A 12,853-nucleotide genomic window follows, 5' to 3' on the forward strand; every position below is an offset into this window, starting at 1 on the left:
TAATTCAATTATGGCATCCCCCCTTCCTTCCACGGTCTTGACCTGCACCCAGTGCGGTGGCGAGTTGCATCCCGATGAGGGACAAATTTTCCTCACCTGCCCGTACTGTAGCGCCACTGTGTACGTGGACAAAAGCCGCGTGGTGTTTCACTGGTATGTGGCACCCACACTGGACGAAGCCCAGGCCCGCGCCGCCCTGCATCGCTGGATGTCGGGAAACGAGACGGTCAAGGATCTGGATAAAAAGTCGCAGGTGGTAGAAGTCCAGTTTCAGTATTTTCCTCTGTGGTACTTTCGGGTGAAAGAAAACAGCAGGGAGTCCATTCGTCTCCAGCCCGCTGCGGCAACCGCACAAACCGAAGTGACGCACCTGCAAATCCCTGCGGGCGATTTGCGCCGCTATGAGCCTTCCCTCGACCCGCAAGCCGTCTCCCCAACCGTGCCCCTGGAGGCAGCGCTGGAATGGGTAAGCCAAAAGCAGGAGAAAATTGCAGTGGTAGAAAGCGCGCTTGTTCACGTCCCCCTGTACGTCTTTCGTTATATATTTCAGGGTAAACCCTTTACCGCAGTAGTGGATGGCTCCAGTGCGCGGGTGCTGGCAAACATTTACCCTGCCAAAGACGAACTACCCTACCGCATCGTTGGAGGCGTTGCGGCGGGCGTGTATCTGTGTCTGGCAATGATCCCGGTCTTCATGGGCATTACCGGCGGGGGCGAGGACGCCACAGCAGGCTTCTTTGTTTGTACCGGACTGGGCATCCTCATTGCCCCACTCCTGCTGGTGTGGGCTTTGTGGGTGGCGGCGAAAGTATGAGCACACAGGCACTCCATGGATTAACCTGTCCGCGATGTGGCGGCACCGTTCCCATCCCGGAAGGGCAACGGCTGGTCATCTGTCCGTACTGCGATCTCCGATCGGTGATCAGCGGGGAAGAGGGCGTTCGGCGTTATCAGGTGCCTTTGCGTGTGGAACACGAGGCAGCCGAAAAAGCCTTTCGTGCGTTCCTCTCCAGCAGTCCATCCATCGCCCCGGGGGTTGCCCGCCAGGCGCAATTGAGCGAGATGTTTCTGGTGTACCTGCCCTTCTGGTCAGCATGGGGAAAGGGGGTAGCATGGGCATTTGGTCAGCAGAGAGTCGGATCAGGGGATGATGCCCGCTACGAGCCCCGCGAACGCCGCGCCACCGCCGAACTCAACTGGACACAGGTTGCCTGCGATGTCGGTGAATTTGGCGTGCAACGGATTGAACTCAAGGGCTGTCCGCTGGAACCCTTCGACCCGGAAGCCCTGCACCGCAAGGGAATGGTGTTTGAGCCCATCGGCTCGCCCCAGCAAGCCCTGAAGGACGCACAACAATCCTTTAAAACTCATATTCAGGAAAAAGTATCCCTCTCCAAAACCGCACAGGTGTTCACCCGCATTCTTAATCCCCGTCTGGGACTGGTGTACTACCCCGTCTGGGTGGTGCGCTACCTGCACCGGCAACGCGCCTATCAGGTCGTAATTGATGGATTTCACGGCACTGTGCTGTACGGAAAAGCCCCCGGCAACCTGCTCATGCGCGCGCTCACGCTGATCGCGGGTATGGCTTTCGGCGCGATGCTTGCAGTAGACATTCCTGCGCTGATTCTGTCCATCTCAGACAGCGAAGATATCGTGGGGATTGCCCTGATCGCCTTTGGCGGCGGGCTTGCGCTCATGTATGGTGGGTATCACCGCTTCCGTCACGGCGAACACTACGAGTATCACCGTTTTAAAGGCACATCCTCTTCTTTGCTGGAACTGGGGGAAAACACCGACCTGTCGCAATTCTTAAAAGCCCTTCGGGAGTGGAACTCATGACACAGCCTGTGCGCTTGATTCCTCTGTTATGTCCGCATTGCCAGACCCCCATCCCAGCCCAGCCCGATGAGGTGGCATGGGTGTGCAGTAACTGTCAGAAGGGGGCACTGCTGGATGAAAAAAAGGGCGCTGTGCCGCTGAATGTGTTTTTTCATGCCAGCCTTGCGGCAGGCAAAAAAGGCGCGCCGTTCTGGGTCACCCGCGGCAAAGTTACCTTTCAGGAGCGAATCACCTATCAGGGAAATGAGCAAAAAGCCATGCAGGATTTCTGGGCAGAATCCCGTCTCTTTGCCATTCCAGCCTTCGCCCTGCCCCTGGAAGAAGCCGTTGTCATGGGGGTTAAATTTTTACACCAGCCCATCCCCATGGAGATGGGCAAACCCGCGCCTTTCCCACCCATTGTGGTTCCCCCGCAGGATGTGCATCCGCTGGCGGAATTTATCGTCATGAGCGTGGAAGCCGAACGCAAAGACGCCCTGAAACACCTGAAATTCACCCTGACACTGGAGCCTTTACAATGCTGGATTCTCCCCGTCTGAAACTGCGCTTACTGATTGCGCTGAGCCTTCTCGCCTTCCTGCTGGTTGCCTGCGAAGAGCCTGCTCCCTCTTCCACTGGCATTCAGGCTTACTTCACCAACCCCGCTTCTTCCTCTCAGAATCAAGCCCTTCAGGATGCCCTGCTGGACTCCCTGAACAATGCCCGCACTTCAGTGGATATTGCCATGTACAATTTCAATCTCCTCGAAGCCGGCAATGCTTTGCGCAAAGCCCGCAGCAACGGGGCAGCAGTGCGCATCGTTGTGGACTCGGACGCCATGGACAACAAACTGCTCCAGCAACTGCGCCGGGAAGGATTTGAGGTGCTGGGGGATCGGCGGGAAGGGCTGATGCACAACAAATTTATCGTCATTGACGGCAAAACCGTCTGGACGGGTTCGCTCAACCTGACCTACGGCGGACTGACCAATGACGAAAACAACCTGGTCCGGATTGAATCTCCCGACCTGGCGGAACGCTACACCGAAGAGTTCAATGAAATGTTTGAAGAGGATCTTTTTGGAGGCGGCACCCCTCTGGGTGAGCGTAGCGCCCTGACCCTCAATGGTAACCGGGCATGGTTGTACTTTTCTCCGGAGGATGTGCCCTCGCAAGCCATTCTGGAACGCATCCAACAAACCCAGACTTCCATTAACATGCTGGCATACGCCTTTACCCTGAACGACTTGCGCGACGCCCTGCTGGAATCGGCTCACCGGGGGCTGGATGTACGCATCGTCTTCGACGCAGGTCAATCCACTGCCACAGGGAGCGAATACCAAACGCTGAAAAACGCCGGTCTGGATGTCCGTCTGGATGGGAGTTCTGGTCTGATGCACCACAAGGTGATCATTCTGGACGGCAAAACCGTAATTTTTGGCTCGTACAATTTCACCCGCAGTGCTGATGTCAACAACGATGAAAATGTGCTCATTGTGGAGAACGCGGAACTGGCAAAGCAGTTTACCCGCACCTTTGAGCGGATTTACACCCAGGCTCAACCTTAACAACAGGTTAAGCGGGCAGGATTTCTCATCCAAAGGCACTGGAAAAGCATATAATCAAAAAGGTATATCATTCTTTTCTGGAGACTCTCATGAAACAATGGAAAACCCCTCCCGCGATGATTATTGACCCCTCAAAAACCTACTACGCCATCATCGAAACCGAACGGGGAAACATTGAACTGGAACTCTATCCCCAGTACGCTCCCAAAACGGTGAACAACTTTGTGTTTCTGGCGCAGGAAGGCTTTTATGACGGTGCTGCCTTTCATCGCGTGATTGCCAATTTTGTCATCCAGGGCGGAGACCCCACCGGGACCGGCGCCGGTGGCCCGGGTTACCGTTTTGAGGATGAGGTCAAAAATAACCCCCTCAAACATGAACGCGGGGTCATCTCCATGGCAAACGCGGGTCCCAACACCAACGGCAGTCAGTTTTTCATCACTCACTCACCACAACCGCACCTGAACGGGCGTCACACCGTCTTTGGCAAAGTGATTAAGGGAATGGAAGTGGTGGACGCCATCCGCCAGGGAGATAAGATGCTGAAGGTGACCGTCCGCGCCGGGTAGAAAGAATCTTCTCGAGCGCACGCCATGTCCTTTCTGGAGACGTTACTCGAACGATACGAACTGCCCCGCCTGATTCTGTCTTTTGTCTTCGTGGTAGCCGGGCTGGGGATGGCATATCTGCTCGGGCAGGTGCATACCCTGAACTGTCAACGCACACAGGGACGCCAGCACTGCCAGATTGCCGTCTCATGGATGGGTATTGTTCCGCTTCGTCAAGAAACCCTCAACCCCCTTCAAGGCGCCCGGGTGGATGAATCCTGCGATGAGGATGGCTGTACCTATCGGGTCGTCCTGCGCACCGGTAGCGGAGACGTGCCTCTGGGGGTTGGTTACTCCTCGGGTCTGAAATCCAAAGAGGACATGGCAGAAACCATTCAAGCCTTTGTGGCAAACCCTTCTCAGCCTGATTTAAAGGTGCAAACCGGGGGTGGGCTGTGGATAGCGTTTCCCCTGGTGTTCTTCATGGTAGGGCTCTGGATGGGCATTTCTCCAGTGATTTCATCCTTCCTGCCTTCCCGGGATGATACCCCCCTCTAGATGGATGCAACCTTTGGGAACGAAATCCGTAGAAAATACAGGAACAACCGAAACCGGTTGAGAAGAGGTGATCAGATATGGAAAATCCGCAGGAAACTTCCTCATCATCTACTCCCAAAAACAGTTGGGATGAGGTTGCCAGCGAAATAAGCGCGCTGGGCAACAGCCTTGCCAAAGCCTTCTCCGCGCTATGGAGTCGGGTGGAAACCAGCGAGGAAGCCCATCAAATCAAAGAAGGGCTGGAATCGGCGCTTCAGCAGGTGGAACAAGCCCTGCAGGAAGCCGCACAAACCCCCGAAGCGCAGGAAGTCAAGGTTCATGCCCGCAACACCCTCGAAAGTCTGCGCGCGGCGGGAGAACAAACCATTCAGGAAGTCCAGCCCCAAATCGTAGAAGGTTTACAAAAAGTCAATGAGGAACTGGAAAAACTCATCGAGCAGTTAAGGCAGAAATAACGCTTCGGCGAGTTTTTTAGATTTTTTCCAAAGGAGAGAGACAGATGAAACGCATTCGTTTTCCGATTGCGGCATGGATTGCCATGCTTATCATCGGCGTTTGCCTGCTGGGACTTCAAGTTCAGCCTGTGCAGGCGGCAGTGATTGATGAAGACGGCAACGTCGGCGCGAAAGAAGTGATTCAGGATGACCTGATTATCGGGGGACAAAACGTCATCATTGACGGTACGGTTAACGGCGCCGTGCTGGCTGCAGGCGAGCGCATCGTCGTCAATGGTACCATCAACGGCGATCTTTTCGCATGGGGGCAAAGCGTGCTGCTTGCCGAGAACGGGAAGGTGAGCGGAAATGTGTTCATTGGAGCACAATCCAGCGAGGTTCGCGGCAAGGTTGGCGGGAGTGTATTCACCGGTGCCACCTCCATGCTTCTGGGAAGCCAGGCGCGCATTGACCGCAACCTGTACTTTGGCGGCTACAGTTTGGAAACCCTCAGCGGCTCGGTGATTAAAATTGACGCGCTGGTGGGTGCCTATCAAATCATTCATGCAGGCGAAATTCAACAGAACCTCAAAGGTGGCGTTGCCGGCGCCGACCTGAAAGGTAAAGTGGGAAAAGATGTGAGCCTGGATGTCGCCGCACCGGGGGAAATGGGCTCCAATTTCTGGATGTTCGGGTTTCAACCCGGTATGCCGCGCGCCATTGAACCCGGTCTGCGGGTTGCGCCAGAAGCCATCATCGGTGGCAATTTGACCTACACCAGCCCCGCCGAACAAGCCAGCGCCATTCAGGCGCGTCCCAAAGGGCAGGTGATTTATCAGACACCCACCCCGGAAGAAAGCATGCGCTCGAAATCCCCTCTTCAGCGCTGGGAGGAACACCCCTTGCTGAAAACCCTGCTCCATCTGGTGCGGAATCTCATTGTCCTGCTGATTCTGGGCGGACTGGCGCTCTGGCTGATTCCGGGGCTGTTCCAGAAGACAGTGGAAGCGGCAAATGCAAAACCTCTGCCTGCCGCAGGCGTGGGCATTCTAACCCTGTTGGGAGGGTATGCCGGCGCGATTCTGGTGGGACTGCTGATTCTTGCCGTCGGCGTGATCCTCAGTCTGGTCACTCTGGGCGGGCTGAGCAATGCCATCTTCGGGATTGGGTTCTCGGCACTTGCCCTGGCGGTGGCAATCTTCACCCTGCTGGTGGGATACGGCAGTAAACTGGTGGTGTCGTTCTGGGTGGGCAAACTCCTGCTCGAAAAAACCGCCCCACAGACCCGCAACATGTCTACATGGGCACTGGTTCTGGGCGTGGCGCTCTACGCCATCGTACGCGCCATTCCCTTCCTGGGATGGCTTGCTGGCTTGATTGCCACCCTGATCGGGCTGGGGGCAATGTGGTTCACCTATCAGAACAGGAAAACCCCTGCAGCCGAGCCAGTACCTGCACCGCTCCCTGAACAGGGATAAGTTCATCGCATTTTCATTCAAAAGGCTTGGAACCCCCCAAGCCTTTTTGTTTCCCCTTCTTAACAATCACCCTTAAGGAGGATGGACAATTAACCGGGAACGGGATTAGACTTTACTAAACGAACGTTCAGTAAAAAAGAGGAGCAATGGACAATCGACAAAGAAACCGAATCCTGCTGGTGCTGTTTTTTGGCGTCTTAATGGGCGCACTGGATATCGCCATTCTGGGACCTGCTCTGCCCTCCATCCGCAAGCAGTTCGCCGTGAATGAGCGCACGCTGGCGTGGATTTTCAGCAGTTATGTGCTGATGCAATTAATCAGCACCCCGTGGATGGCGAAACTGTCTGACCTGTATGGCAGACGCTGGATTTACATGCTGGATATTGCTTTATTTGCTTCCGGTTCGCTTCTGGTGGCGCTTGCTCCGGCATTCTGGGTGGTGCTTCTGGGGCGCGCCATTCAGGGCTTCGGCGCTGGGGGCATCTTCCCGGTTGCCAGCGCAGTGATCGGTGATACCTTCCCGCCCGAAAAACGGGGAAGCGCGCTGGGGATGATTGGAGCGGTCTTCGGTCTTGCATTCCTGATCGGTCCTCTGCTGGGCGGGGTCATTCTGGCAGTGGCATCGTGGCACTGGTTATTTTTGATCAACCTTCCCATTGCACTGTTCATCCTGATCTTTGCCGCCCGCCTTCTGCCGGTCAGTCGTCCGGAAAAAACCAGCCGACTGGACTCGGTTGGGTTACTGCTCCTCAGTCTGACGCTGGTTTCGCTGACAATTGGCATCAATCAACTGGACTCCAGCCAGTTCTTCACCAGCATTCTGCAAATCCAGGTGGGTGGGCTTATTTTGCTTGCCCTGCTCCTGCTGGCGGTCTTAATTCAATACGAAAAGCGGGTGGACTCTCCTTTACTGCCTGCCCGCCTGTTCAACCGCCGTCAACTGGGGCTGGCTTACACCCTCTCGTGGGGCGCAGGCTTTACCGAAGCCAGTCTGGTATTTGTGCCGCTCATGGCGGTCAGCGGACTGATGTCTCAGGGAATCACCGAGAAGAACGCCACATGGCTGTTGATACCGGCGGTGCTGGCAATGATGATCGGAGCGCCGCTCAGCGGACGGATGCTGGATAAATTCGGCTCGCGTTCAGTAATTCTCACCGGCACAGCCGTGATGAGTCTTGGATTTCTCATGTTGAGCGCTCTGGGGACAAACCTGTTCTGGTTCACCTTCTCCGGAATATGGATTGGAGTGGGGCTGAGCGCCCTGCTGGGTGCTCCCCTCCGCTATATCATGCTGAATGAAGCCCTTCCAGAGGAGCGCTCGCTGGCACAGGGGATCATTACGCTGTTTTCCAGCATCGGTCAACTGACCGGAAGTGCCTTCATCGGCGCGCTTGCCGCATCATTTGGAAAAGCCGACACATTTGCAGGATACCGGGCAGCGTTTGGATTTGTGCTCTTTATCAGTGTGGCAATGCTGGCAAGCGCCATGTGGCTGAAAAAGCGCCAGGACGAGTTATCCGGGGAAAGTACTTATGTCCGCACTGGCTCACCCGCAGGCGAAGATGCGACCGCGCATTCTTGAAGAAGCCACCCGTCAGTTCGTAGAGCGCGGCTTTGACGGCGTCTCCATCCGCGACCTTGCCAGAGCCTGCGAGGTAACCAATGCCGCGCTTTACTATCACTTTCCAGATAAAGAGCATCTATTTCTGGAAGTACTGGAACACGGGCTGGAAAAATTTACCCGATTGCTTTCGGAAGCCCGGAGCAAATATCCTGCTTCCACGCGGGACTGTCTGCGCGAATTCATCCTTGGGATCTTTGCGTACATTCCGCCCGAGACGCGCGGCATCATCCGCCTTGCCTCGCAGGAAATGGATAAATTTTCTCCCGAGAACCGTGAAAAATTCCGGGAAGTGTATGCCCGTGAATTTCTGTACCCTCTCGAAGCGATCATTGAGGAAGGACAAAAGCGGGGAGAAATCCGCCCCTTCCCTCCCGAACTGCTGGTATGGGCATTTCTGGGAATCTTTTATCCCTTTTTGAACCAGCGCCAGTTTGCTCTCACTCCTGAAGCCATTGATTTGCTGTTAAGCATGTTCTGGGAAGGGGTTGCCCCCTGATGCTCTCTCTGAAGGCAATTACTTTGTGAAATTTTTTGCACGCGGAATTGACATAACCTCAATGGAGCGGTATAATCGCCTTCCGTGACAATTATCCCGGGAGAGGTAAGGTAAAGACGATGGAATCGGAAGTAACCACTCAAGGGGTCGAAAATACCCCCCAAATTCAACCCAAACAGCACTTTCGGGCGAAAGTGCTCAAAGTTTCGCTGGCAGGAGCGGCAGTTGACCTGGGAATCGGTCAGCCGGCATTCCTGCACATCTCACAGATTCAGCCATTAGATGATGAGCCCATCAAGCGGGTCAGCGACGTCCTGCAGGAAGGGCAGGAAATTGATGTGTGGGTGAAACGCGTCAAAGAAGGACGCATTGAAGTCACCACCTTCAAACCGCTGGATCTGGAATGGCGCGACCTGAAAAAAGGGATGGTCGTCAAGGGGAAAGTCGTGCGCCTGGAAAAATTTGGCGCTTTTGTAGAAATCGGCGCGGAACGCCCTGCCCTGCTGCACATTTCGGAAATGGCGCACGGATACGTGCGCGAGCCTTCCGAAGTGGTTAAAGAAGGCGACGAAATTGAAGCGCAGGTCATTGACTTCAACCGCAAGAAGCGCCAGATTAAATTGAGCCGCAAGGCGCTGTTGCCCGAACCCGTCAAAGAGGAAGAACCCATCCAGGCATTCATCGAAGCCCCCAAACGCGAACGCCCCAAAGATCGCGATAAGGACAAAGAGAAAGACAAAGAAAAGGCTCAGCGGCGCAAGAAAGCCAAAGCCCCTCGCTCGCGGGAAGAGGACACCATCAGCGTGGATGCTCTGCTCGAATCGCTGGGCGAAGAACCTCAGCCTGAGGTTGAAACCGCAATGGCAATTGCCTGGCGAGAGGCAATGGAACGCGCCAAAGCCCGCAAAGCCGAAGAGAAAGGGCGCAAGAAAGCCGCCTCTCAGGAACAGGAAGATATCCTTGCCCGCACTCTGGAAAACAAAGTGCAGACTTCCTGAAAAAGGCTGCCTGCCTCTCCTCTCCCATCGGGAAGAAAGAGACACCCCAAAACGGGGTGTTTTCTTTTGTGGACAGATTTTTATGGTAAACTTTTGACAGGTTTATACACCCCCATCAGAATATCGTTCCATGATGGTGAGAAAAGCAATGAAAACCGGGGATTCATTTCGTGAAATCAAAGTGGGGAGAAGCCGGGGGCGCGGCTCTCCCCGCTTCTCTTTTGTGAGGAGGGTGAAAGGGTGACAACCAAGTACATTTTCTTTACCGGTGGCGTGGTCAGTTCGGTAGGCAAAGGGGTGACTGCCGCCGCCATGGGACGATTGCTCAAGGAACGCGGTTTCTCCGTAGCCGTACAGAAACTTGACCCCTATATTAACGTCGATCCGGGGACGATGAGCCCCTATCAACATGGGGAAGTGTATGTACTGGACGACGGCGCAGAAACCGATCTGGATTTAGGGCACTACGAACGCTTCATTGATATCCGCCTGAACCGGGTTTGCAATGTGACTACCGGACAGGTATATGCCGAGGTTATCAGCCGCGAACGACGCGGCGATTACCTGGGCGGCACGATTCAGGTCATTCCGCACATTACCAACGAGATCAAGCGCCGTATCGGGCTGGTAGGGCGCACAACCGGCGCTGAAATTGTCCTGGTCGAAGTCGGCGGCACCGTGGGCGATATTGAGAGTCTGCCGTTTCTGGAAGCCATCCGCCAGTTGCGTTTCGATGTGGGACGCGAAAACACCTTTTACATCCATGTCACCTGGCTCCCCTACATTGGCGCTACCGGAGAGTTGAAGACCAAACCCACCCAGCACTCGGTCGCCGAATTGCGCTCCATCGGCATCCAACCTGATATGATCATCGCCCGCTCCGATTATCCGGTGGAAGCCAGTTTGTGCGAAAAGATTGCCCTGTTTTGCGACGTAGAAAAACGCGCCGTGGTCCCCATGGTCACCATGCCGATTCTGTACGAGGTTCCGCTGGCGCTGGAAAAAGCGCAGGTAGGAGAGTACCTGCTGGGACGGCTGGGATTGGAAGCCCGCCGCAAGCCCGACTGGACGGACTGGGAAAGGCTTGTCGAACGGGTCAAGATGCCCAAACCCACCGTGACGATTGCGCTGGTGGGCAAGTATGTAGAACTGCACGATGCATATATGAGCGTGCGGGAAGCGCTGCGTCATGCCGCGCTACATCTTGGCGTGGAACTGGATATCCGCTGGATTCACTCTGCCGAACTGGAAAAAGGCAAAGGATGGGAAGAAATCAAAGCCGCTTCCGGGGTGCTGGTGCCGGGCGGTTTTGGCAGTCGCGGCATTGAGGGCAAAATTCAGGCAATTCACCATGCCCGCACCCAGAAAATCCCCTATCTGGGGCTGTGTCTGGGCATGCAGTTAATGGTCATCGAATTTGGGCGCCACATTTTCGGCACCGATGAGGTCAACTCGACCGAGTTTGACCGCTCCACCCCCTACCCGGTCATTGACCTGATGCCCGAACAGCACGGTGTCACCGATATGGGCGGAACCATGCGTCTGGGATTGTACCCGTGTATTTTACAGCCGGGCAGTCTGGCACATGCCTGCTACGGCGTGGATCGGGTGGAAGAGCGCCACCGCCATCGTTTTGAATTCAACAATGCCTATCGGAAAATTTTTGAGGAACACGGGATGCGCTTTTCAGGACTTTCTCCCGATGGGCGTCTGGTGGAAATTGCTGAAGTTGTCGATCATCCCTTCATGGTTGCAACCCAGTTCCATCCCGAATTTCTCTCCCGTCCCAACCGCCCGCATCCGCTGTTTTTAGGTTTCGTAAAAGCCGCCGCCGAGCGTGCTGGCGTCCTCCCTGAAGCATAAGGGGAGTTTGTTTGCTTTTTCACATTCTGTATTATACTTACCGAGGCAATCAAAGCCCGGAATAATCATCAGAAAGGATGTTAAGAGATGGATACAATTATTGAGTCAATCGTCGCTACCGAAATTCTGGATTCGCGCGGTAACCCGACCGTGGAAGTGGAAGTGGTGCTTGCGGATGGGTCATGGGGACGCGCCGCCGTACCCTCTGGCGCTTCCACCGGTGTTCACGAGGCACTGGAACTGCGCGATGGGGATAAATCCCGCTATCTGGGTAAAGGCGTAACCAAAGCCGTTGAAAACGTCAACACGGTCATCGCCGATGAACTGCTCGGCTGGGACGCCCTGGAGCAGAAAGCCATTGACCAGCAACTGCTGGCGCTGGACGGCACCCCCAACAAATCCAAACTGGGCGCCAACGCCATTCTGGGCACCAGTCTTGCCGTAGCCAAAGCCGCCGCAAACGCGCTGGGACTGCCCCTCTACCGCTACATTGGCGGCGTGTATGCTCATGTACTTCCCGTTCCGATGATGAACATTCTGAACGGCGGTGCCCACACCGGCTGGCAGTCCACCGATGCACAGGAATTCATGGTCATGCCGTTTGGCGCACCCACCTTCGCCGAAGGTCTGCGCTGGGGCGCTGAAGTTTACCATGCCCTCAAATCGGTGTTGAAATCGCGCGGTTATACCACGCTGGTTGGAGACGAAGGCGGTTACGCTCCCGCGCTGAAAGCCAATGTGGAAGCCGTGGAAGTCATTCTGGAAGCCATTCAAAAAGCCGGTTTCAAGCCCGGCGAGCAAATTGCCATTGCCCTCGATCCCGCCGCCTCAGAACTGTACGATGAACAGACCGGAAAGTACAACCTGCGCAAAGAAGGCAAGATGCTCTCTGGTGAAGAGATGGTGGCTTTCTGGAAGTCATGGGTGGATCAATACCCCATCGTCTCTCTCGAGGATGGACTGGCAGAAGACGACTGGGCATCCTGGCAGATCCTTACCGCTGAACTGGGCGACCGCATTCAGATTGTGGGGGATGACTTGCTGGTGACCAACCCTGCCCGCGTCCGCCGCGCCATTCAGGAAAAATCTGCCAATGCCCTGCTGGTCAAACTGAATCAGATTGGCTCACTGACCGAGACCATCGAAGCCGTAGAGTTGTGCCACCGCAATGGCTGGCGCGCTGTCTGCTCGCACCGCTCCGGCGAGACCGAAGACTCCACCATTGCCGACCTGGCTGTGGCGCTGAATATGGGGCAAATCAAGACCGGCGCTCCCGCCCGCTCCGACCGCGTTGCCAAGTACAATCAACTTCTACGCATCGAAGCCGAACTGGGCGACACCGCCAGGTACGCCGGCTGGGACGCTCTGCGAGTCCGCCCACCCTTTGCTGGCTAATCCTCACCTTCCCGTCTAAGGTTAAAACTCCCACCCCGAACAAGGGTGGGAGTTTTTTATGAGAGTCTCC

General features: G+C 55.4%; 13 protein-coding genes. All 13 read left to right on the plus strand.

Translation table 11 applies throughout. From position 1 onward, the window contains the following. Window positions 1-10: 10 nt before the first annotated feature. The 13 genes from LHF31_RS01680 to eno all read left to right on the plus strand — a co-directional run bounded on the left by LHF31_RS01680 (window position 11) and on the right by eno (window position 12,783). On the plus strand, window positions 11-814 hold the full coding sequence (locus tag LHF31_RS01680; RefSeq protein WP_298007998.1) for a hypothetical protein: 804 nt from the start codon (window positions 11-13) through the stop codon (window positions 812-814). After that, window positions 811-1,842: a hypothetical protein gene (locus tag LHF31_RS01685; RefSeq protein WP_298008000.1), complete on the plus strand. Its 1,032-nt coding sequence runs from the start codon at window positions 811-813 to the stop codon at window positions 1,840-1,842. The genes LHF31_RS01680 and LHF31_RS01685 overlap by 4 nt, the downstream gene beginning before the upstream one ends. Beyond that, entirely contained in the window at window positions 1,839-2,381 is a 543-nt protein-coding gene (locus LHF31_RS01690; protein ID WP_303773275.1) for a hypothetical protein, read from the plus strand. Before LHF31_RS01685 ends, LHF31_RS01690 begins: the two co-directional genes overlap by 4 nt. After that, window positions 2,360-3,388 carry a phosphatidylserine/phosphatidylglycerophosphate/cardiolipin synthase family protein gene (locus LHF31_RS01695; protein ID WP_303773277.1) on the plus strand — a complete coding sequence of 343 codons (1,029 nt, stop codon included), beginning with the start codon at window positions 2,360-2,362 and terminating at the stop codon, window positions 3,386-3,388. The genes LHF31_RS01690 and LHF31_RS01695 overlap by 22 nt, the downstream gene beginning before the upstream one ends. 89 nt (window positions 3,389-3,477) lie before the next feature. Then, window positions 3,478-3,957: a peptidylprolyl isomerase gene (locus tag LHF31_RS01700; protein ID WP_298006206.1), complete on the plus strand. Its 480-nt coding sequence runs from the start codon at window positions 3,478-3,480 to the stop codon at window positions 3,955-3,957. 24 nt (window positions 3,958-3,981) lie between these two features. Continuing rightward, window positions 3,982-4,494, plus strand: a complete 513-nt coding sequence (locus LHF31_RS01705; protein ID WP_298006209.1) for a hypothetical protein — start codon at window positions 3,982-3,984, stop codon at window positions 4,492-4,494. A 77-nt stretch (window positions 4,495-4,571) separates the two neighbouring features. Next, window positions 4,572-4,949, plus strand: coding sequence for a hypothetical protein (locus LHF31_RS01710; protein WP_298006212.1), 378 nt, complete (start codon window positions 4,572-4,574; stop codon window positions 4,947-4,949). Between the two features lie 44 nt (window positions 4,950-4,993). Then, window positions 4,994-6,406 (plus strand): polymer-forming cytoskeletal protein, encoded by a 1,413-nt coding sequence (locus LHF31_RS01715; protein WP_298006215.1) that lies wholly within the window; start codon window positions 4,994-4,996, stop codon window positions 6,404-6,406. Between the two features lie 146 nt (window positions 6,407-6,552). After that, window positions 6,553-7,989, plus strand: coding sequence for an MFS transporter (locus LHF31_RS01720; protein WP_298006218.1), 1,437 nt, complete (start codon window positions 6,553-6,555; stop codon window positions 7,987-7,989). After that, window positions 7,940-8,527 (plus strand): TetR/AcrR family transcriptional regulator, encoded by a 588-nt coding sequence (locus LHF31_RS01725; RefSeq protein WP_298006221.1) that lies wholly within the window; start codon window positions 7,940-7,942, stop codon window positions 8,525-8,527. Before LHF31_RS01720 ends, LHF31_RS01725 begins: the two co-directional genes overlap by 50 nt. 119 nt (window positions 8,528-8,646) lie before the next feature. Beyond that, window positions 8,647-9,525 (plus strand): S1 RNA-binding domain-containing protein, encoded by an 879-nt coding sequence (locus LHF31_RS01730; protein WP_298006224.1) that lies wholly within the window; start codon window positions 8,647-8,649, stop codon window positions 9,523-9,525. Between the two features lie 240 nt (window positions 9,526-9,765). After that, window positions 9,766-11,388: a CTP synthase gene (locus LHF31_RS01735; protein WP_303773281.1), complete on the plus strand. Its 1,623-nt coding sequence runs from the start codon at window positions 9,766-9,768 to the stop codon at window positions 11,386-11,388. Between the two features lie 87 nt (window positions 11,389-11,475). Then, window positions 11,476-12,783, plus strand: a complete 1,308-nt coding sequence (eno, locus tag LHF31_RS01740; RefSeq protein ID WP_298006915.1) for a phosphopyruvate hydratase — start codon at window positions 11,476-11,478, stop codon at window positions 12,781-12,783. Window positions 12,784-12,853 lie beyond the last annotated feature (70 nt).

It is taken from the genome of Anaerolinea thermophila (assembly GCF_020723905.1).
In the GTDB taxonomy this organism is placed as follows: Bacteria; Chloroflexota; Anaerolineae; order Anaerolineales; family Anaerolineaceae; genus Anaerolinea; species Anaerolinea thermophila_A.